The 21,726-nt window shown below is 45.0% G+C and carries 20 protein-coding genes; 9 read left to right on the top strand and 11 right to left on the bottom strand.

Annotated elements, in window-relative coordinates; genetic code table 11:
- Positions 1-4: 4 nt before the first annotated feature.
- The 5 genes from AC0J2X_RS00915 to AC0J2X_RS00895 all read right to left on the bottom strand — a co-directional run bounded on the left by AC0J2X_RS00915 (position 5) and on the right by AC0J2X_RS00895 (position 4,203).
- The gene (locus tag AC0J2X_RS00915; protein WP_342341200.1) at positions 5-799 is read right to left on the bottom strand and encodes a TolC family protein; all 795 of its coding nucleotides are present in this window, start codon (positions 797-799) and stop codon (positions 5-7) included.
- Positions 781-1,404, bottom strand: a complete 624-nt coding sequence (locus AC0J2X_RS00910; protein ID WP_342341201.1) for a TolC family protein — start codon at positions 1,402-1,404, stop codon at positions 781-783. The genes AC0J2X_RS00915 and AC0J2X_RS00910 overlap by 19 nt, the downstream gene beginning before the upstream one ends.
- 188 nt (positions 1,405-1,592) lie before the next feature.
- On the bottom strand, positions 1,593-2,063 hold the full coding sequence (locus AC0J2X_RS00905) for a hypothetical protein (protein ID WP_230633791.1): 471 nt from the start codon (positions 2,061-2,063) through the stop codon (positions 1,593-1,595).
- Between the two features lie 226 nt (positions 2,064-2,289).
- The gene (locus AC0J2X_RS00900) at positions 2,290-3,378 is read right to left on the bottom strand and encodes an alpha/beta hydrolase (protein ID WP_170826514.1); all 1,089 of its coding nucleotides are present in this window, start codon (positions 3,376-3,378) and stop codon (positions 2,290-2,292) included.
- An 84-nt stretch (positions 3,379-3,462) separates the two neighbouring features.
- Positions 3,463-4,203 carry a glutathione peroxidase gene (locus tag AC0J2X_RS00895; protein WP_069944774.1) on the bottom strand — a complete coding sequence of 247 codons (741 nt, stop codon included), beginning with the start codon at positions 4,201-4,203 and terminating at the stop codon, positions 3,463-3,465.
- Between the two features lie 225 nt (positions 4,204-4,428).
- Here AC0J2X_RS00895 and AC0J2X_RS00890 point away from each other — a divergent pair, with 225 nt between their 5' ends.
- The 4 genes from AC0J2X_RS00890 to AC0J2X_RS00875 all read left to right on the top strand — a co-directional run bounded on the left by AC0J2X_RS00890 (position 4,429) and on the right by AC0J2X_RS00875 (position 8,004).
- Positions 4,429-5,124 carry an AAA family ATPase gene (locus AC0J2X_RS00890; RefSeq protein WP_014950447.1) on the top strand — a complete coding sequence of 232 codons (696 nt, stop codon included), beginning with the start codon at positions 4,429-4,431 and terminating at the stop codon, positions 5,122-5,124.
- Positions 5,084-5,407, top strand: a complete 324-nt coding sequence (locus AC0J2X_RS00885; RefSeq protein ID WP_039227929.1) for a hypothetical protein — start codon at positions 5,084-5,086, stop codon at positions 5,405-5,407. The genes AC0J2X_RS00890 and AC0J2X_RS00885 overlap by 41 nt, the downstream gene beginning before the upstream one ends.
- Positions 5,408-5,535: 128 nt before the next feature.
- The gene (locus AC0J2X_RS00880) at positions 5,536-7,668 is read left to right on the top strand and encodes a diguanylate cyclase (protein WP_342341202.1); all 2,133 of its coding nucleotides are present in this window, start codon (positions 5,536-5,538) and stop codon (positions 7,666-7,668) included.
- A gap of 18 nt (positions 7,669-7,686) precedes the next feature.
- On the top strand, positions 7,687-8,004 hold the full coding sequence (locus AC0J2X_RS00875) for a GFA family protein (RefSeq protein ID WP_014977236.1): 318 nt from the start codon (positions 7,687-7,689) through the stop codon (positions 8,002-8,004).
- Positions 8,005-8,097: 93 nt separating this feature from the next.
- Here the strand turns inward: AC0J2X_RS00875 and prsR are convergent, their stop codons facing one another.
- The 4 genes from prsR to AC0J2X_RS00855 form a co-directional block, all read right to left on the bottom strand.
- Positions 8,098-9,459, bottom strand: a complete 1,362-nt coding sequence (gene prsR, locus AC0J2X_RS00870) for a PEP-CTERM-box response regulator transcription factor (RefSeq protein WP_014950451.1) — start codon at positions 9,457-9,459, stop codon at positions 8,098-8,100.
- A gap of 75 nt (positions 9,460-9,534) precedes the next feature.
- Entirely contained in the window at positions 9,535-11,607 is a 2,073-nt protein-coding gene (gene prsK / locus AC0J2X_RS00865) for an XrtA/PEP-CTERM system histidine kinase PrsK (RefSeq protein WP_278346371.1), read from the bottom strand.
- Positions 11,608-11,753: 146 nt separating this feature from the next.
- Positions 11,754-12,878, bottom strand: a complete 1,125-nt coding sequence (locus AC0J2X_RS00860; protein ID WP_472995680.1) for a beta-ketoacyl-ACP synthase III — start codon at positions 12,876-12,878, stop codon at positions 11,754-11,756.
- A 407-nt stretch (positions 12,879-13,285) separates the two neighbouring features.
- Positions 13,286-15,088 (bottom strand): choice-of-anchor I family protein, encoded by a 1,803-nt coding sequence (locus AC0J2X_RS00855; RefSeq protein ID WP_472995679.1) that lies wholly within the window; start codon positions 15,086-15,088, stop codon positions 13,286-13,288.
- A gap of 502 nt (positions 15,089-15,590) precedes the next feature.
- Here AC0J2X_RS00855 and AC0J2X_RS00850 point away from each other — a divergent pair.
- Positions 15,591-16,388, top strand: coding sequence for a M48 family metallopeptidase (locus AC0J2X_RS00850; RefSeq protein WP_278712012.1), 798 nt, complete (start codon positions 15,591-15,593; stop codon positions 16,386-16,388).
- A 144-nt stretch (positions 16,389-16,532) separates the two neighbouring features.
- On the opposite strand, the gene AC0J2X_RS00845 is transcribed toward AC0J2X_RS00850, so the two are convergent.
- Positions 16,533-17,375, bottom strand: coding sequence for a mechanosensitive ion channel family protein (locus AC0J2X_RS00845; RefSeq protein WP_014950457.1), 843 nt, complete (start codon positions 17,373-17,375; stop codon positions 16,533-16,535).
- Between the two features lie 908 nt (positions 17,376-18,283).
- On the opposite strand from AC0J2X_RS00845, the gene AC0J2X_RS00840 reads away from it, so the two are divergent.
- The 4 genes from AC0J2X_RS00840 (at position 18,284) to ruvX (ending at position 21,223) form a co-directional block, all read left to right on the top strand.
- Positions 18,284-19,012, top strand: coding sequence for a 16S rRNA (uracil(1498)-N(3))-methyltransferase (locus tag AC0J2X_RS00840; protein WP_014980069.1), 729 nt, complete (start codon positions 18,284-18,286; stop codon positions 19,010-19,012).
- Positions 19,013-19,150: 138 nt separating this feature from the next.
- Complete coding sequence (gene gshB, locus AC0J2X_RS00835; protein ID WP_049586041.1) at positions 19,151-20,104, top strand: glutathione synthase; 954 nt, start codon at positions 19,151-19,153, stop codon at positions 20,102-20,104.
- A 128-nt stretch (positions 20,105-20,232) separates the two neighbouring features.
- A complete protein-coding gene (locus AC0J2X_RS00830) occupies positions 20,233-20,799 on the top strand; it encodes a YqgE/AlgH family protein (protein WP_061095728.1) in 567 nt (188 codons plus the stop codon).
- A complete protein-coding gene (gene ruvX / locus AC0J2X_RS00825) occupies positions 20,792-21,223 on the top strand; it encodes a Holliday junction resolvase RuvX (RefSeq protein ID WP_069944777.1) in 432 nt (143 codons plus the stop codon). Before AC0J2X_RS00830 ends, ruvX begins: the two co-directional genes overlap by 8 nt.
- 46 nt (positions 21,224-21,269) lie before the next feature.
- Here the strand turns inward: ruvX and AC0J2X_RS00820 are convergent, their stop codons facing one another.
- A complete protein-coding gene (locus AC0J2X_RS00820; RefSeq protein WP_039227917.1) occupies positions 21,270-21,587 on the bottom strand; it encodes a putative signal transducing protein in 318 nt (105 codons plus the stop codon).
- Positions 21,588-21,726 lie beyond the last annotated feature (139 nt).

Genomic DNA, 21,726 nt, shown 5'->3' with positions numbered 1-21,726 from the left:
TTAACTACTCTTTATTCGAAAAATGGGCGTGAGTGGGCAGGTACAAATAAGCAAGTGACGCCAGTGTTCTGGCGCGCTCGATGTCGATTTTGAGTAAATCATCCTGCACTTGTACTTGCTTGAGGTTGGCATTGACAACATCACCGATATCACCTGTGTCTGTGGTGTAAGCTGTTAGCTCAGCTTCAGAAAGTTGCTGTGTTTCATCAATTAACGCCGTTTCATAAAGCGCTTTGCGCTCACTTAGCGCTGACAAGCGTGATTTAAGCACCTCTGCATTCGCGGCAAGCTCGTTCACTTTCAAGCGAAAATCCGTTTCAGACGCACTCATTTTGGAAGCCGCAGCGGCTATTGAAGCGTCTTGACGAGACTTATTGAAAAACGGAAGGTCTACTTGAACACCAAGTGACACAAAGTCAGCCCGGCTTGCGCCATTTTGCGCGTCTTGTCTGTATCCATAGCTTGCTTCAAATGCCCACTGAGACTTAGTTTGTTCTCGCGCTATATTTAGATTTTGCGCCTCTATCTGGGTTTGAATCTTAAGTAATGTTGCCTCGGGGTGATGCTGTAGTATTGAAAAAGGCTCACTGCTATCAATAACCGTTAAGAACGAAGAAAGGCTTAGGTTGCTGTCATTTAAAATGGCATCGACTTCAATGGCGTCTTGCGTTGATTGAGCCAGCGGTGCGCTTACAGAGTCATCTAGCGGCGCACCAAACCATTTTGAAAGTGCCGATCTCGCTTCATTTTTTTGCTGGTAGGCCTGCACATATTTGTCGTCTAGTGACAACAATGCCAAGCGCACTTGCAGTATGTCTTGCTGCGCCGCTGCACCAACGCCTGGCTGTATCTGGATTCAGTAAAATCGAGCAGCTGTGTAAGCAATAGCTTCTCTTTGTCTAATAAGCCAAGGCGACGTGCTGCGTAAACCCAGTTTAACCAGGTAAGCGTGACTTCACGCTTAAGCCACGCCTTTCTCGCTTGGCTCTCTACCGACATTTGATCAGCCATAACTTGATACTTTTGCTGGCTGTAAAGGTTTTCATCGCCTCGCGGTAACTGCTGCTTCAAACCAACTTTAAATTGCGTCATAGGCTCTTGGTCAAATGCGAAGCCGTCTGTAGGCAAGTTTTGCACAGACGCTGAAACCTGAGGGTTTGCCCAATATGATGACGCTTCTGCTTCTGCATTAAAGCGATCCTTTCGATGCGCATTCCCTTTAAGCAAAGGGTCGTATTGAATAGCTAACTGCAGCGCTTGTTCCAGGCTTAGGGTCTGCGCGACAACGGGCTTATTAGCCATCAAAAAAGAAGAAAGCACAAAAATTAAGGCGAACAAGGCGCTTACTTTACAAGGTCTGTTAGCGCTTTCGTTCACTTTTTTGGGTACCGAATAGTTGCTCATGTATAACATCACTTTTCAGGTGTAAGGCGTGTTGACGTTGCCCCGCTCTTCGCTAAATTCGACAAAGGGGATTAGCAAAAAGGCTTACCACGCGTTACATAGATAAAAGATTAGAGACATCTCAAAACGACAAGACGACGTCGTGACATAAAAACGTCTCTGCTGCGAAATAAATCCGCGAGATAGATCTATGCTGTGAAAAGTGACTTAGGTGGGCGAAACTGCCCGAAGTGAGGAGATGAGCGCTGCCCCAGTATAGGTGCAGTGGCAGCCATTCTGGCTACCGATATTTCGGTTTCAACGGTAGGCTGAATAAGCGCACTCGCGCTAAGATTAAAACAGTGATCGGCTGGGCAATTACATTCATCCTTGCAGCAAGACATGTCACTCATCTGCGATGCTTTCACGCTATTCACGCCTGCATCGCTAACTTGTACGCCGTCGAACTGAGCGGGTTTGCTCTTGCTGTTTTTAACACTTAAATCCGCATGTTGTGATGACAATTCTTGGTGCTGACAATGTGTATTAGCAGACTCAGGCATTCGAACCTGATGGTTAGCATGAGCAGCATCCGACTGCGGTGTCATCACCGACATTGAATGGGCATGTTCGTATGAATGTTCGATAGATACAGCGCTACCTGACGACACGAGGGCCATCATTAAGAACAGTGTAAGGATAAACGAACTTGCATTCGCCGACCTATACCGTTTGCGCGTTAAACCAATCCGAAACTTTCTCAAATACTGTACTCAAAATATTGCTGTCTATTGTGCAACGAAATAATAGCGTGATGTAACCAAGCAGTAAAGCTAGCCGTTAATGTCGCTAAGCTAGGGCCTGTTGACCTTTGTTGTACACCAGAGGTCAACAGGCCCCAGTAACTTATTCAAACTGAGACAGGTAATCTCGCAACATAAGGCCCATGGTTGAAAATAGCGGGTTTGCTTTAGGTACCGCACACTCTTCTTGCTGATTAACCATGCTTGCGTTGAAATTCATTTTATTGAGCAAGCTTGTATTCACAACTAAATCTGCATGGCACAACCCGTACGATTCATCGATAACGAAAAAGGTATTCGGACCTTTACTTGCGTCCATTAACTGCTCTATGCCGCGAATTGGCGTGGTTACATCAGCTTGAGAATGAGCGGCAAATAGCGGCACTTCAATTTGCTGTCCTTCCTCGACTTTGTCCCGAATGATGTTTATTAAATCCATCAATTCCAACCCTGCTAAACCTGCCACATTTGGATACTTATAAGGGTTGGGGCCATGAGTTTGATAGGTTCCATCAATAATTCTGGCTAAAAGTTTAATGCCCCAAATTCGAGACATACTTTCAGCATTATCAGACAGCGCCAGCGCGCCAGAAAATAGCATAAGACCATCAATATTATTTACTTCGTTTCCTGCACTATCCAGATAATGTTCAACCGCCAGCGCACCACCTGTAGAGAAGCCACCTACAAGCAAAGTATCACCCATGCTATCAGCCAATTTAATGACTTCATCAACATGCTCCTGCCAGCGCTCAGCTAAATCCCAGTCAGACATGTCATCATCGGCATCTCGTTTACCATGCCCAGGCAAAAGCGGCACGACCACAGTAAAACCCTGTTCAAATAAGATGTTGGCGATTTCACGCATGAAGAAAGGTGAGTCGCTTAAGCCGTGGATAAGCACTGCCACCTTGCTGCTTGATTTGTTGGTCAGCATGAAAGGCGAATTGCCTTCATTGCGCAATACGTTGCTGCATACCGAAAAACGATTGAGTGCCGTTTCTCTACACGGCTGGGTTTGGCCCCACTCTTTTTCGTAAAATGCTTTGAACTGATTTTGAAGGTCTGAAAAACTTCTGCTTTTCATTTCGCTCGTATCGGGTATAGATAAATTTGCGGCTATAGCCATATTTACACCTAAAAGCGCAACAATACCTATGAGCATTTTTACAAAAAACTTCGATGACACTATTATTCTCCGCTACGGATAATTAATAAAAAACGGGAGCAGTTTACCATGCTCCCGTTTCTTGTGACGATTAATACGTATATTACGTTAGCTAAAGTAAACCTCTAGATCGTCAGAACCACCGATATGTTTACCACCGATAAAGACCTGCGGCACAGTTTCTCGACCGCTAATCGCCGTTAAGCTGGTTAGTGATGCATCTTTGCCCAACACGATTTCTTCGTACTCGTAGCCTTTTTCATCAAGCAGTTTTTTCGCTTTAGCACAGAAAGGACAACCCGGTTTTGTGATAATAGAAACAGGTGCGTTAGTTTGCTCCTCTGGCGCAATGTAAGCCAGCATGGTATCTGCATCCGACACCTCAAACGGGTCGCCAGCTACATCAGGTTCAATAAACATTTTGTCTACCACGCCATCTTTCACTAGCATTGAGTAACGCCAACTTCTTTTGCCGAAACCCAAATCCGCTTTATCGACTAGCATACCCATGCCATCGGTAAATTCTCCGTTACCGTCGGGAATAACGGTTATGTTAGCGGCTTCTTGATCTGCGGCCCATGCATTCATAACAAAAGTATCGTTTACCGATACACAAACAATCTCATCAACGCCGTGTTTCGCAAACTTTTTCGCTAAAGCGTTATAGCGAGGCAAGTGGGTAGAAGAACAGGTTGGTGTAAAAGCACCTGGAAGTGAGAACACCACGACATTTTTGCCAGAAAATAATTCATCTGTCGTTTTCGTTACCCACGTCTCACCTTCTCTGCACGGAAATGAAACGCTAGGTACTTTTTGGCCTTCTTTGGAAGTGAAGCGACTTTCTGACATAACAACCTCTTATCGGTAATCTCAATTATAAAGTAAGAAGACTAGAATGAGTTTTTGCACAAATCAATAGGTATTGCCTTACATTCGTTAATATCGATTTTGATGCTGAACCTAGCTGATAGCCTGCCTATGCTTTGAGTGGAGGTTAGGTACGGTCGTGACACCATTCACGACCCACCGTAACGCTCAGTATTTTAACATAAGCGATATTCGAGGGTTATCACCATGATTATTTTGGTTGGTGGAGAAAAAGGCGGTAGCGGAAAGAGCTGCCTGGCGCAAAACATTGCAGTGTATCTTCGCACTGAAAAAGGTGCCAAGGTGTTAATGGTCGACTGTGACCCGCAGCGAACGACCTCAGACTGGATCCAAGAGCGTAAAGCTAACCCTCGTCTCGCTGAAATTAACTGTGTTCAGTTATACGGTAAAATACGTAACGAATTACTTAGCCTGCGTCAGTATTACGATTACGTTGTAATAGACTGTGGTGGACAAGATAACCTAGCGCTTCGCTCGTCAATGGCGGTTGCTGACCATATACTGATTCCACTTAGACCCAAACGTCGCGATCTCAAAACGGTACCTCACATGGAAGATATTTTATCTACCTGTAAAATGGTTAACCCGAAAATGAACGCCGCGTTCGTTATCACACAGTGCCCTTCTCTACCTAGCCTGGCAAACCGTATTCTAGAGGCAAAAGAAGTGTGTCGCTCATTTGGTATTCCCGTCCTAAACTCTGTTACTTTTAGTAGAAACATGTATGACGATTCAGAAGAGTCAGGGCAGTCAGTTATTGAGAGTGAACCAGAAGGTAAAGCGGCCACAGAAATAAGAACCTTGTTTGAAGAGCTACTAGCTGGCAAAGTGGAGGATGCTTATGAGTTTACTCAACCTCAAAAAGTCGAAGCCGTTAGCTAAGCCCAATCTACGAACTGTAGAAGATTTTATCGACGATGCGCTGCTTTATGCCCAAGGTAAAGTGGATAAAAAGCAACCATCGGCGGCAAAAAACGATTTAAAAGACGTTCGTACAGAGCGCGTTGTGCCGATAAGAAAGCCTGTAAAATCAGAAGGTATGCGACATGCTACCTTCACGTTAACACCGCAATGTATTGAAAAACTTGCAAACATTGCCCAAAAGACAGGTAAAGCCAAGTCTGCACTGATTCGAGAGTGGATTGAAGATAACAGCATAAATTAGACTAAAGTATAAATCCAAATACGTATTTCATTCGTTTTATCCTTCACAATAATAATGTTGCCTTGGCGTTAGCCTACTGGGATACTCACCGACAGCATGTTCTGACAGCGTATAGGAGATACAATCGAATGGGCCGTGAAGGATTTAGCACAGTGCGCGTGCTGGTGTGTGCCCTGCTAATTGCTGTGCATGGCGCACAGGTAAAAACGGTAGAAGCGTTCGAGCTTTTCAATACCGAAATTGCTGATGTCGAAAACCTTTTAAATGCCAAGCAATATGCTGACGCCGATAGCAAGGCACTGTTGCTTTTAGAGCAAGCGCTACAACAGCAACAAATGTCTGCTGATACATTTTCTGCCCTCGGACTCTTACTTCAAAACGCATCGCGTTTTGAGGTGTCAAAAGCCATTTTTAATGCCGCCTTAGAGCGCTACACCACAGATGGTGAATTAAACAAAATGGCGTCAACGCTATTACAACTAGCCACCTCAGAAAGACACCTCTCAAATTATGCCATTGCACTGACTTATGTGCGTCGCGCTATGTCTATTGCTCAAATTGAGCGTAATGAATTACTTAAGGCTCAATTGAACCTTGAGCTAGGCATAATTCAACAAGAACAAGGCGAAATTGAAACCGCTTTGGAACCGTTAAAGCAAGCGCTACGTTACTTTCGTGAAAATAACATGGCCAGTGAAATGAGTGTTACGTTGCTGCGCATCGGTGAGATATACAGTTTGCTCAACCAAGCTACGTTGGCTCATACCTACTACCAAGACGCTTTCGACAGTATCGAGGAAACACAGGAGACCCGATTACTTGGTGTGATCAAAACTCGTATTGGTGCCCTGTCTCTCAAAACAGGCTCTGTAGACCAAGCGATAAGAGCAATTAACGAAGGTCTTGAACTCCTGCTATCCACCTCTGATGTAGGGGCCATAGCCGAAGCAAAAATGCTATTGGGAAGAGCACTGGTTGAAAACGGCGATACAGCTAAAGGGCGAGAGTTATTGCAAGAAGCCATGCAATTTGCCGATTCATCGGGTCAGGCAAAATTGGTCAAAGAAGGCAGACTCGCTTTAGCGCAAGCCTATATGAAAGAGCAGAGTTTCGAATTAGCCTTAGAAGAGGCCCGCACGGGTACCATTGACGCGAGAAAAAATAGAGACCTTAGAGGACAGCTTAGTTTTCTTTCGTTACAGCTAAGCGCCTTTGTATCACTAGGCGAATTCAAAAAAGCCCTAGATATTCAATCTGTTATGCAGCAGCTGCGTGAGGTACTACTTGATTCAGAAAACAAGTCTGCCATTGAAGGTCTGCAGGCTGAGATTGAGCTTGTGAGGCAATCTAGGACGTTGGAGAAACTGGAAGAGTCCAAGCAGCTGGCGTTAGCGCAAGCTGAGCGAGAAAACCTGCAGACGACTCTTTTTTGGAGCATATCATTAGCAGCGTTACTCTTGACGTTTTTAGTGTGGAGCCGCTACAAACAACGTCAGCAAACGATTATTTTGCGCCGAGAAGTACGCCAGCAAACACTCAATCTTCAAGAAAAAAATCAAGAACTGGAAAGAGCCTATAAAACGCTAGAAGAGGTAAGCCTGCGCGATCCGTTAACGGGTTTGTACAATAGGCACTACCTCGAATCGCAGCTTCCCGGTGAAATAAGGCGCAGCCAGTTCTCGGCAAAACAAAGCCCCAGTACAGGAAAGACGAAACAAGACTTACTTTGCTTACTTATTGATATCGACCACTTCAAGCGCATCAACGACGACTATGGGCATATTGCCGGCGATAAAGTGCTATCAGCGTTTGCCAATGTCCTCAAAGAGGTGTTCAGACAAACGGATTTAATTATTCGATGGGGAGGCGAGGAGTTTCTTGTGGTTTGTCGCCAATCCACTCGTGAAGAGCTCCCTGAGGTTGCCGAGCGCTGCCGAGAAATGGTCGCAAGCACCCCTTTTGATATCGGCTTAGAAAAACCAATCAATATTACTTGTAGCATTGGCTTTTCGCTGCTTCCTCCAGATAGAGAGGAAGACTTTGATACCGCGTGGAAACGTACATTCGCCGTTATCGATTACGCGCTGTATGCCACTAAGTTATCAGGGAGAAATGGATGGGTTGGCGTAATCGAAACGCTTAAAACTCCAAGGGAATACCCCACTCCACTAGATACGAAGTTTAATTTTCCTGGTTCGAGAATTGCCACATCGTTCAACAACGTGGCAAGTATCAAATGGCCGGAGACCCTCGAGAAATAGCAGTAGAGGAATAGAGATATGTACAGAGGAAGCTGCAGCTGCCAAGCAATTCAATATGAAATTGATCATATCGGAGAGCTTGACGCCGATGACGAAACGCTAAGCCATTCAGATACCAGTGAACTGCGCGTTACAGTTGAAAAAGAGCAGCTGGTTATTGACTGTGCACCGTCAGCGCTAGCGGAACTACACGAGGCTAATGACGAAACCCACCACGTGTGTAACATTTGTGGGAGCGTTATCTTTGTTGAGCGTGGCTCTAACCAAGTGTCGGTTGAGGTGACCTTCAGCGGTCATGACGTCTTAGCAGAGTCTCACTGCCAGTTTGTCTTTTAGGTGGGTACACAAGGATAAAGGCGAACTGCGAGTTCGCCCAGATACCAACAGGTGAGGAGTACATTTCTCTCCTGTTTGGTAGTCATGTCTACCCTAGTCGCTATTTTTGATGTCTTCCATATGGTATTTATCAATGAGCGAATACAACGTGGGACGAGTGACGCCAAGTAATTCTGCCGTTTTCGACATATTCTTATCTGCTTTTTGATAGGCCCTGCGAATAGCTCGACTTTCAGCAATTTCTCGCACTTCACGCAGATTCAACGTTTCAGGCTCATCATGAGCATCTACAGGCATCAAGCCTAAATCGTCAGGTTGAATTACCGTACCTTCAGCCATAATAACCGCCGACTTTAGCTTGTTTTGCATTTCTCGAATGTTGCCCGGCCACTTATGGGCTAGCATGGCGTTAACTGCAGTTTCTGAAAAGCTCTTCGCTTTAGCTTTGAATTCTTCGCGATAAATATTCAAGAACGTACGTGCAAGTAAAATAATGTCTTGGTCTCGTTCACGTAAAGGAGGGATCATGATCGGCATTTCCCCCACACGGTAATATAAATCTTCCCTGAACGTTTCTTGCGCCACCATAGCCTGTAAATCGCGGTGCGTTGCACAAATTACGCGTATATCAACGGGAATTTCATTGCGTCCACCAACGCGCTCGATCACGCGCTCCTGCAAAAACCGAAGCATCTTAGCTTGCAGACCAATGGGCATATCACCAATCTCATCTAAAAACAGTGTTCCGCCTTGTGCTGTTTCTATCTTGCCGACGGTGGTTTTGTTCGCGCCAGTAAACGCCCCTTTTTCGTAACCGAACAACTCACTTTCTAGTAAGTTCTCTGGGATAGACGCACAGTTAATAGCAACAAAAGGTTTGTCTTTTCTAGGGCTGTGTTCGTGAATACTGCGCGCGAAAACTTCTTTACCTGTGCCACTTTCACCAAGTAACAGAGTGCTTATGTCGGTATTGGCAATTTTCTCAGCGCGACGTACCACTTTTTGAATAGCTTCGCTGTTACCCACTATTCTGGACATGCCAGAACGGGTGCGGGCAAGAATGCTATTCTCATGCTCTAACTTAGACAGGTTAAGCGCACGGTGCACCAATAATTTGATGGTATCTGAATCGATAGGCTTCTGATAAAAATCGTATGCCCCAAAATCGATTGCTTTTAATGCGTGTTGTTTATCGTTATTACCTGTAACAACGATAACTTTGGTTCTAGGCGCTAGCGCAATGATGTCGTGAAGAATACGCAAACCTTCCGACGCATTCGCTGGATCTGGCGGAAGCCCTAAATCTAGGGTAACAACCTTAGGTTCAAAACGACGGAGCTGGGCTATGGCAGATGTGTGATCGTCCGCAAAAACAACGTTGTAATCGGTAAGACTCCATTTAAGTTGCTTTTGGATACCTAAATCATCATCTACTACCAAAATGGTATCGGTCATTTCATCATCCTATTATTCTACTTCATCCATCGAAAGGGAGTGGATTTGATAATATCCACTTTTTAGTTATACACCCTATCCTATCGGAAAATACAGCGTAAAACAGCTACCGCGTCCAGGTTCACTTTGAACAGTTAGTTTGCCACCGATAGACTCGATATATGTTTTTGCATCATATGCACCAATCCCCATACCAGCATTGCCTTTCGTGGTATCAAATGGCTTGAATAGTCGCTCTTCAATAAACGCTTTATCCATACCTGACCCTGTATCTTCTATCAAAACAAGCTGCGATTTGTTGTCAGAATTTCCAGTAATCACCACGTCGACTTCTCCGTCATCTGCGGTTGCCTGCTGAGCGTTGCTGATTAGGTGATAAAGCACGTTTGCCACCTTATCCTTATCAACCGTCACGGCCGTTTCTTTTAGCACATGAACTGTTGGTAGCGGACGTAAACCTGAACAGCGGTTGTTGACCACATCTTTGGCCAGCTCCGAAATCAAAAATTCTGAGTTTACACCTTCTTCAACGGCCTTCTTATCAGTCAGCTGCTTGAGCATTTTTTCCATTCTTGCCTTAGTATGCTCCAAGGTTTCGAAGGTGTCTTCGATAAATTCAGGGTTATGTTTATGCTGTTGAGCATTGGCAAGAATAAGGTCGACTTGAGCTAGTACATTTTTTAAGTCATGTAAAACGAACGCAGACATTCGATTGAATGCCGCAAACTGGGCGTTTTCTGCCACCACTTGAGCGGCCTCGTGGTGCTGCATGTACGTGCCTACTTGCTCAGATACGGCGGTTAGATAGTCTTTCACTTCCCAATTTAAAGTGATTTTTTCATTGTCTCCTGACGCGAGAACAGCAAATCCCCACAGTTTACCCTCTTTTAAGAAAGGCACGAAGAGTTGGTAGCCCCATGCTTTTAGTGCATCTCTATCTAGCTTTAACCCCTCGTAATCGAATGGTTTGACGAGGTAGGCGTCCGTATCAATGATCCAGCCATTTTTGTCGCTGTAACTTGCAAGCGTTTCCAACGTTGTACAGGTAGCGTTGTTTTCTTTCGAATCAGTTGACGATTCATTGTTATCTGTTGACGCAGTGTTTGTAATAGGTGACGCCTTAGCCACGCATTCATAGCCATTCTGCGTTACTTTAAACAGCAGACCTGACTCATATTGAATGGCGTTAAGCATTCCTGTTAGGCCAGCGTGGTAAACATCTGATGAGGTATCCCCTGCACGTGTTAACCACTGCGTTAATTTCACCCATTCAACGCGGTAGTCGAACTGATTCGCAAAGAAATGTTTAGTGATAAATACTTTTATCTTAGTGCGAAAGCCGTTGGACAAGAATACCGTGGCGAGCAATGCGAATGACATCACAACCAATATGATTTGAACCGTCGCTCCCCAGTTGCCTCCCATATAATTTATGGCGTAGCCGACAACAGCCATCACAAAAAGATAACCGCCCGCCACTAAGAGTAGAGAGCTGTGCAACACTACGTCCCGCGAGATAAAGATATCAATGCCCCAGTGATGAATTCGTCGAATCGATATGACGAGTAAGGGCATTAACAAGAAGTAAATATAGCCTCGTGCCGCTATGTAGCCAATTTCCACCTGGTTTACCATGGTAGCGTTTGCATAGGTAACGAACTCAAACAGGTTGGTTGCTCCCAGATAAATAATAATGGGTTTAAACGCCCACTGCTCACGCCCCGCCTGTCGATACACAACTTCCAGAAGAACAAGCACTTCTAATGACAGCACGATCAGTACAAGAAAGCTCCACGCGGGATTTACTACCAATAGATAAGGGGCGAGCAATGCTGCTAGTGCGGGGGCAATAATAATTAACGTTACTGGTCGTTTTAGAACGTCGAAGATATTACTAAAGCTGGTCTGTATACAGCCAGCCAAAAAGAGTAGCCATGCGAGCTGCTTAAGCACGTCAGCGCTGAGTAACCAGCTTAGCGAGATAGGTCCAAATAGCGAAGTGATTAAGGTTGTAGACCATAAAAAGGTGGCTGCGGTCGCCAATACCAATAAATGCTTGGCTACGCCGGGTTTGCGTACCGTTAACAACAGCAATAAAAGGGCTAAGTGCGCCAGACTATTTAACCCATAGCCTACATCTGAAATCATCCTTTTATCTCACCTTTATTATCATTATTTAGGAGATGAAATACAGGGAGGCGCATTGATGCAACGTCCCTGAAACCTTCGATATACAGCACATAACGTTTTCAGCTAGGTACGGTGCGCAGGCATCGCCCGCGCTATGATAAAAACTATCGTTTACGGATCACTAGTGAGCCAATTGAATACCCTGCACCGAAAGAGCAAAGTACTCCCACGTCACCGGCAACCAGGTCTTCATGGTTTAAACCAAACGCAATCACAGAACCCGCAGAAGCCGTGTTGGCATACTCGTCCAACACAATTGGCGCTTCGGTACGGTCAGCATCGCGACCTAACAGGCGTTTGCAAATCAAGGTGTTCATATTGATATTAGCTTGGTGAAGCCACCAACGCTTGACGCCTTCTGGCGTAATGCCGTGACTCGCTAAATGCGCTTCAATATGCGCTGCTGCCAATGGACACACTTCCTTGAAAACTTTGCGACCCGCTTGATGGAACAGCTTATCAGGTCCATACGGATCAACGTCTTCGGCACGTGTCATGTAGCCAAAATTTGAACGAATATTGTTTGAGAATTTCGTCAATGCTTTGGTGCTTAGCACGTCGTACACGTGCTCACTTTTGGCGGTTTCAGCAAGCTCAAGCACCGTCGCCGTAGCCACATCGCCAAAAATAAAGTGACTGTCGCGATCAGCGTAGTTAATTTGCGGTGAGACCAACTCAGGGTTAATAACCAACACGCGAGTCGCATTTTTCGCGCTCAGCATTTCATAGGCGCGATGCATACCGAACGTTGCTGCAGAACAAGCAACTAGCATATCGAAACCAAACCCTTCAATATTAAGAGCTTCTTGTACTTCAATTGCAATCGCAGGATAAGCACGCTGGGTGTATGCACACGACACAATCACAGCATCAATTTCATCGGCCGTAACATTGGCGGATGCCAGAGCTAACTTGGCTGCTTCGACGGCAATTTCGGCTTGGTGAGAAAGTTCGTCATCTGCTCGAGGGGCAATCTTAGGCTTCATTCGAGTGATGTCTAGCGCACCCTCTTTTTGATAGATGTAGCGACTTTTAATTCCTGATGCTTTTTCGATGAACTCTGCACTTGAATAAGGCATTGCTGCTACATCACCTGATTCGATTTGCGCTTTATTTTCTTCGTTAAACGCATCTACGTAAGCATTGTAGCTATCTACTAGCTCTTCGTTAGTTATACTGTCTTTAGGGTGCCATACACCCACACCACTAATCACAACTTGCTGAGACATAGGCATTCTCTATTATTTGATAGCACTACGGTGGTATTGAGCATTGCGTTACTCTGTGTCCTAAACGCATCTATACCAGTGCAATTGAGCCTAATCGTATTTACCTTTAAAAATACGACTGCGTTTTATGGGTTATAGCTTACCTTAATCCTTAAACGGTGTAACCATAGTGAACGCAAGGAAAGTTCTATTCCTCCGTTTAATACCAGCCCGCATAGATAATTACCCACTCAGCGAGACTTAAAATGTTCGTAACCGTGGCGTGTTTTCGCAGGTATAGTGGCTCTACATCAAGGTGACACAACAAAGAGTAAGGACACGTTAAACTCGGCCTTCGGGAAGGTCTGGCAAGCTACCAATAAAAAACCCCGCTTCAAAGCGGGGTTTCATGTAATCAATGCGGGAGCTTACAGCTGGTTGATTTGCCACACCGTTACTGTGCCGCTAACTTCGTTGCCTACTACAAGAAGAGGCACACCACTTGGGCTGTCTTCAGCGCTAACAAAAACCAGGCTTTCTGGCGCTAAGTCACCAATGACATCGTCGCTTGTCAAACCTTCGGTTAGGTCACGGTTAATTACATATTCTGCAAATTGAACGTCATAAGGGTTAGTAACGTCGTATACGAAAATACCGCCCATGCGCTCTGTGCCGATAAACGCGTAAGTGCGATCGCCAACTTGACCCACGGTTAACGCTTCTGGCTCTGGACCTTTATTCTCTGAGCGCGAGTCGCTTGCATTTTCATCGTCACCATTGTTGAACTGCGCCCCATGAACCGACGCTGTAATACGTTCAAAATCATCACCCGAGTCATAAACCACTAAACCGTTTTGATCCCAGATTGTGAATGAACGTGCACCGTAAGCGTACGCTGCATCGTACTCGCCGTTTCCGTCAGCATCACCCATAGCTGAAGTTACACGTAAGTCGTCCGCTTCACCTGTCGCCTGTAGCATAGCTAATTCAGAGTTGGCGGCAGCGGTAAGATCTTCTACTTTAACTTCGTCTGTATAAGCTAGACAGCCAGCATCTTCGTCAAAATCAACACCACCTGCAGCAGTACATGCCGCCTCATCAGCAGCGTCAAAGAAGTACTCACGGGCATCGCCTTCGTTAGCGGTAAGAATGAAAGTCGCATCCTTCCACGTAAAATTAGCAATGGTATCAGGCTGGTATACACCATAAATACCTGTGTACTGACCAAAACTCACCGCATCATTTTCTTGGATATCAATATTAAGTCCAGCCCAAGACTTAGTTCCTAGGCCGACGACATCTACCGTTAACTCTTCCAAGTCAATAATCGCAAGGCCATTGTTTTCCTGAAGACTAACGTATGCAACGTCGTTAGTAGCGGTGATGTATTCTGGTTCCAGATCTTTCGCTACCGTTGAGGTAATAGCTGTGCCGTTAATCGTGCGTCCTGCTGGGTTAGGAAACATCATTCCCTGCGCCATCAAATCTGCTTCAGTACCGTTTAGAGCAGTAAAGCCAACGGTCGTCCCCGTTTCTTCTGGCTCACCACTTGCAAGAATATTAATGACGCTAACAGAACCTTCAGGGTCAATGGTGTAGTCATCAGAAGGCTCACCCTCGTTCGCTACCAACACTTTGCCACCATCTGGCGTAAAAGTGACCATATCCGGTAGTGCGCCAACCTCGACAGAATCCAAAAAGGCTGGAGCAGAACTGTCTAGCCCGTTGTAGAACAACACATAACCGTTATCAGTTTTAACGTCTGTAGGTACAGCTACAGCCATAAGGTCACCGCTAACCGCAATACTTGTTAAGCTACCTAAAGTCACACCATTTATATCGGCAGGCAGTGCGATAGTGGTAAGCGTTAGCGTAGTGGTGTTTATCGGATCAGCCATAGTGGCCGTGCTTACGCTAGAGGCATCAATAACTGCTATTGTATTCGTCTCGCCGTTTGTCGCGTAAATCGTATTGGTCTCAGCGTGGTATTGAACAATTTCTGCGGCCGTTTGATTGCCTAAGAAAGCACGACCAACGATATCCATTGCAATGCCGATTGACGCATCGGTACCATCACTTCCGTCTGTCCCTGGGTCACCTTGATCACCCTGAGGTCCTTGAGCTCCTGTTTCGCCCTGCGCACCGTCGTCACCATCAAGGCCACATCCCGTGAGCGCCGCTGATACTAAAAATGCAAGTAACCCGTATTTAAACTTATTACGCACTGCCATTTGATTTCCTTTTTATTTGTATTTTTGTCGTACGTTATGAGGCTCGAGAAACCCAAGGATTTTTCCACCTTGTTCTCGCAAAGCGAAGGAAGAAAACAGGGATCCCTAACCTTAGTACACCAGAAATTTTATGTAACTTCTATGTATAAATTAGAATCAGTTTATGACACAAATATTAAATAGGCAAAAGCGCGTAACTTTTCTATAACAATAGATGGCACACACGCCGCTTTAAATATGGACAGCACGGAGCAGTAGGCTCAAAGTAATCACACTTCGTTCATGCAATTGTAAGCATATATTTCAAATATCCTAATGCGTGTAAGGAAAAACGGTTTAGCTTAACAGCGGAACACGCTTCGCTTTTTCAAAGGTATAGTTTTATTTATAAGCACTATCTGATACTAATATTGCCAAATAGACGTATAAACTGAATGGGATTGTGCTTTAGCGCGCAAAAGTGAGCGAAGCGAGAACATTCAGTGATAAAAAAGGATTAACCATGAAATTGAAATTCACAGCTTCGGCAGTTATTGCCGCAGCGCTTACTTTAACAGCCTGTGCAACATCTCCTACGGGTAGAAATCAAGTGTTGCTCTATTCTGAAACTCAGCTCGCGCAAATGGGTGATCAGGCATTCACGGGCATGAAAGAAGAATTAAAAATTTCGAATAAAGCGGTTCAAAATTCTTACGTAGAATGCGTTGCAAATGCCATCACTGCTCAAGTACCAGCCACGGTATTCAATGGTCAATGGGAAGTCGTTGTATTCGACGATGAACAAGTTAACGCATTTGCGCTACCCGGTGGAAAAATTGGTGTCTATACAGGCTTGCTCAACGTTGCAGAAAACCAGCATCAACTTGCTGCTGTCATTGGCCATGAAGTAGGTCATGTTATTGCAGAGCATGGTAATGAGAGAATGTCGCAGTCAACATTGATAAATATGGGCAGTCAGGCGGTAGGCCAAGTTTTAGCCGCGAATGAAGTGCCTCAGTCGGGTCCCATCATGGCTGCGATCGGATTAGGTGTTCAAGTCGGTGTCCAACTTCCTTTTAGCCGAACTCATGAATCTGAAGCCGATGTCATTGGTCTTCAGCTAATGGCGAAGTCTGGGTTTGACCCAAGACAATCTGTAAACTTGTGGCAAAACATGGACTCAGCAAGCGGCGGCAACCGCCCAATGGAACTTTTGTCGACTCACCCAGCACCTCAAACCAGAATTGATAATTTACAAGCGAACATGCCTAACGCCTATGCAGACTATCAAGCTACTGCTTACCGCCCGAACTGTCGCTAAAAGTAAGTAATACCATTTCGTATAGGTCATTACCCGCTCATCGAGAGTTAAAATGTTCGTAATCGCGGCGTGTTACGTCGCACTTAATCTTAGGATAAAAAAAACGCTGCGAAATGCAGCGTTTTTTGTCTGATACCAACGAAATTATTCGCTGTCTGCTTTGTGAAGATGTACATCCATTTGTGGGAATGGAATTGAAATACCTTCTTCATCAAAACGCAGTTTAACGTTTTCAGTGAAGTCGAATTTAACACCCCAGAAATCGGCAGAATTCACCCATGGACGAACAATAAAGTTCACGCTGCTGTCGGCCAGTTCAGATACTGCAATTTTAGGCGCTGGCTCTGCAAGAATACGCTCATCAGCCGCCACCATTTCTTCAAGAATTCTTTTCGCTTTAAGAAGGTCAGCGTCGTAACCAATACCAACAACCATGTCTACACGACGCGTGTCTCTTGCTGAATAGTTAGTGATGTTGCCACCGTAGATGTTGCCATTAGGAACAATAATTTCTTTATTGTCTGGTGTGTTCATTGTTGTGGTGAAAATACCAATCTTAACAATCGAACCAGCAGTACCTGCAGCTTCGACAAAATCACCCGCTTTAAATGGTTTGAAAACCAGAAGCATTACGCCAGCTGCAAAGTTCTTAAGCGAGTCTTGCAATGACAAACCAATAGCTAAACCAGCAGCACCTAATATAGCAACTAATGACGTTGTATCTACGCCTAGCTGATCAAGCGAAGCGACAATAACAAACAGCATTAGAATGGCGCTAAGGATAGCTTCCAGGAAGTCCACTAGCATGTTGTCGTATTTAGACTTGGCCATTAGGCGTCTAAATACAGATAAAATGAATCCAACTACGATCCTACCTATTACATAAATCGCGATTGCCATCAGAATGTTAATCCCCCACGGGATGGCGTAATCGTTTATGTACCTTTCAACATCGCTTGCAGAAAAAAGCGAAAGTTTTTCTTCCATAATATGGTCCTTGTCATGGTTAGTTGATAATTGCTCAAATACGGTAGCAGCTATTTGATTTAAGACCAATATAATATGGGCTCAAACACAGTAAATTTGCTCTAAAGTCTAAGCTACATAGGTGTTTAAAAGCGTTAGCATTATACAAAAGTAGAGGAAATTCATTTGTTTTACTTTAGGATCTACTGTCCTTTTCTGTACATTTTTGCCGCGGTTTGTTGGCCATCTAGGCAAGACGGATGTTTGACGGTGTAGTGGCTCTAAATCGACAAGTTTCTATGCCGTATAGGTGGCACACAGTCGCTAGAATGAAAAAACAAAAAATGAACACTTTTTATTCGCTTGTCACACGCTTGTCACTCAACAAGCGCATCCTTCATCACGAAGCTTAAATGCGCTTTGTGTTTCTTTTCCATTTTTTGGAAGTTACCGAGTTATAAGACATTTTTTTTGATGATTTTTTAGCCTCAAAGTTTTAGACTAAAGTCTCATGAAAGTTGACTGTTCACTACGCCTCATCAGTGTGTGTTGAGCAACTTCATGAAGGAGCTTTAGCAAACTATGTCACGTAAAGGATTAACGCATGTTGCTTCTCATAACCCTGTTTTCGGTGGTTTTGTGTTTATTTTTATATTCACTGCGCACCGATAAAGGAAAACATACTAAGTACGCAAGAGCGGACTACCGCCCAGCAGCCCAATCGAAGTCTTCATCCAACGTGTTGAAATCTACTTCGAGAAACTCTTCGCCTTCCGCGGCCTAGAGAGTGAGTCATGTGATTCTTAAATAGGCAGCATGCTGTCGTTTGCGTAAGTTTTTGCATATTTACTTACGCGATGTTGTCGACAGCATTGCAACCTGTATCCACACACGTATTATACGCGTTAAAACTACACATCTGATTTGCTATGCGTATACCAAGAGTTTATTACCCCAATCCAATCCCGTTAGAACAAGAGTTTGAGTTAACTGAAGACGCCGGTCATCACATCGCGACGGTACTGCGCATAAAGCCCAATCGCCCTATTGTACTTTTTAATGGCGACGGCAATGAATACAGTGCGCAAATTATTAGCGTTCAAAGAAAAAAAGTGACGGTTGAAGCCGACGCTTGTTTATCGCTAGCGAAAGAGTCCCCGCTTCATTTGCACTTAGGTCAAGGGGTATCTAAAGGCGATAGAATGGATACCGTGCTACAAAAAAGCGTGGAACTTGGCGTATCAGAAATAACGCCCGTGATCACTGAACGCTGTACGGTTAAACTCGACGAGTCGCGCTGGGAAAAGAAAATTCAGCAATGGCAGAAGATCATTATTGGCGCCTGTGAACAAAGCGGTCGCAACATTATTCCCGCGCTCAACGCCCCGGTTAGTCTTAATCAATGGTTGTCGTCTTCAACCAATACCACAAGATTAGTTCTCGCACCGGGCGCTGAACAAAGTTTGGCAAGACAACCTTATAATGCTCAAGGCTTTCGTTTGCTTATTGGCCCTGAAGGTGGGTTATCTGAAACAGAAATTCATCAGGCAAACGAAAACGGCTATCAGTCGGTAAGTTTGGGCCCACGTATTTTGCGCACCGAGACAGCAGCGATTACAAGCCTAAGTATTCTTCAAGCTCAGCACGGCGACTTCTAAGTCAGTATTTTAGGCAGCTATATAGCAAGCATAGTGCTAGCTCAGTAACTTGAAGAATTCAGGTGTGCCCCCATATAAGTTTACAATCAGCTAGGCCATCTGAGCCGGCATTTTATCAACATTCAAGGTGAAAACATTATGCAATATACCGTTGGCGTAATTATGGACCCCATCGCGAGCATTAAGCCACATAAAGATACAAGCTTTGCGATGATGCTTGAAGCTCAGCGCCGCGGTGCAAAGGTTGTATATTTTGAATTAAAAGACCTGTATTTAGACAATGGTAAGCCTATGGGTTTAGGTAAAACCGTATCGGTCAAGGATCAAGCTACAGATTTCTACACCATTGAAGACGAGTCTACGTTGTATTTAGGCGACGTTGATGTGTTACTCATGCGCAAAGATCCTCCTTTTGACAGCGAGTTTTTGTATGCGACTCAGGTGCTGTCGCTTGCGCAGGACGCGGGAGCGCTAGTTGTAAATAACCCTCAAGCGCTTCGCGACTACAACGAGAAGCTGTTTACGTCGTACTTCCCAGAACACATTCCCAATACCTTAGTCACGAACAACCAAGCGCTTATCCGTGAGTTTCACGCCAAGCACCAAGACATTATTTGCAAACCCTTAGACGGTATGGGTGGCGCGTCTATCTTTAGAGTGAAGCCTGATGGCAATAACTTAGGCGTTATTATTGAAACCCTAACCAAGTTAGGCACGCGCTACATGATGGTACAAGAGTACCTTCCAGAGATTAAAGACGGCGACAAGCGCGTACTCATCGTTGACGGTGAAGTCATGCCGTATTGCTTAGCGCGACTGCCTACAAAAGGGGAAACCAGAGGTAACCTAGCCGCTGGCGGTACAGGACGCCCTCAGCCAATCTCAGATTCTGACCGCGCCCTAGCCGAAGCCATCGCGCCAACGCTCAAGGAAAATAACATTTTATTTGTAGGACTTGATGTTATTGGCAGCAAAATTACTGAAATAAACATTACTAGCCCAACTTGCGTAAGAGAAATAGAAGCAGCTTACGATGTTAATATAATGGGTGCGCTGTTTGACGCCATTGAAAAGCGCTTAGCCAGTAAATAGAGTAAGGTTGTATTGGTAACACAGTGCAGTTCGTATCGTAAAAAGCAAATATGAGTGGATAGAGCGCCTTTAGCTTCAATAGTGTAAAGGCCCTCACAGAGCAAAAGATAGTAGATAAAAGACAAACTATGACGGAATTAAAAAGCCTACAAAATCATTTTCTGGTCGCGATGCCTAGTTTGGACGATCCGTATTTTTCTCGCTCACTCATTTATATTTGTGAACACAACGCTGAAGGTGCTATGGGTATTGTAGTAAATCAACCCTCTACCATGAACGTGAAGCAGCTTCTTGAACAGACTGATAAAGAACTCACTGTGTCTGACGACAAAGCAGAGCAAATCGTGCTGGCTGGCGGTCCTGTAAGCCAAGAGCGAGGATTTGTGCTGCACTCGTCGCAAAGAGAGTGGGCATCTAGCTTAAAGCTTGCGCCAGGGGTTATGGTGACCACCTCCAAGGACATTTTGACTGCTATTGCCAATGATGAAGGCCCTGAAGACGTTTTGATTGCTTTGGGGTACGCGGGCTGGACAGCCGGTCAGCTTGAGAGGGAAATGCAGGAAAACGCATGGCTCACCATCGAAGCTGACGAAGAAATTCTGTTTAACACGCCTATGCACAAGAAATGGCAAGCAACAGTAAATAAACTCGGTGTGGATGTATGGCAGCTAGCACCGGGAGCGGGGCATGCCTGATATAGGAAATCGTACGGTACTTGCGTTTGATTTTGGTACCAAAAGCATTGGCGTGGCGGTAGGTCAGGAAATTACCGGTACGGCTTCCCCTCTTGCAGCGCTGAAGGCACGAGACGGTATTCCTGACTGGACGTTAATAGAAAAGCTTTACGAAGAATGGCAACCGCATATCGTGGTGGTGGGTTTACCGCTTAATATGGATGGTACTGAGCAGGAGATAACTCAACGCGCCCGCAAATTTGCAAACCGTCTACATGGGCGTTTTAAAGTGGCCGTTGACACCTGTGATGAGCGACTGACTACCACAGACGCTAAAGCCATGCTGTTTGAGTTAGGTGGCTATAAGAAACTGACTAAAGATAAGGTTGATAGTGTGTCGGCATGCGTAATATTCGCTAGCTGGAGCGAGAGTCAGTACGAATAATTGTTAGGGCCTGTTGACCTTTGTATGCTGCTGGCTCTTGCTGTTATTACTTTTCTGCCCCACACTGCCAGCAGACATCAAAAGCAGCCCCGTTTTGTTCACTGCACTCACCACAAATCCAATCTTCACTAGATACTGCCTTATCGTTTGATTTCTGAATGAAGAGCTCAATAACTTTCGACGCTCTTGCATACCAGCTATCGTCAACAAGCCACACTTCTTGCTGAGAATCTTGCCAAGGCAGCTCTCCGATTGCGCCACTGGCAAACTCATTTTTTACCATATAAGGAATAGATAAAGCATCAAGCTCGCTGCGAACCGCTTGAAGTTCAAAAGCGTCTTGTGAAGTGAAGAGTTTTTTCAATGGCTACCCTCTTGTTAAACACAAAAGCAGCCCGTGGGCTGCTCATCATGCGAGAAAAACGTGTCTCTCTACTGCTTTATTTCAGTAAGCGTTTCAAATGCAGCTCCCCCTAAAGGGATTTCAGCATAAAGCGAAAGCA

The sequence above is a fragment of the Alteromonas sp. R7 genome, from assembly GCF_055755235.1.
Note: the sequence above shows the minus strand (reverse complement) of the source record. Positions and strands in the feature narration are given on the sequence as shown.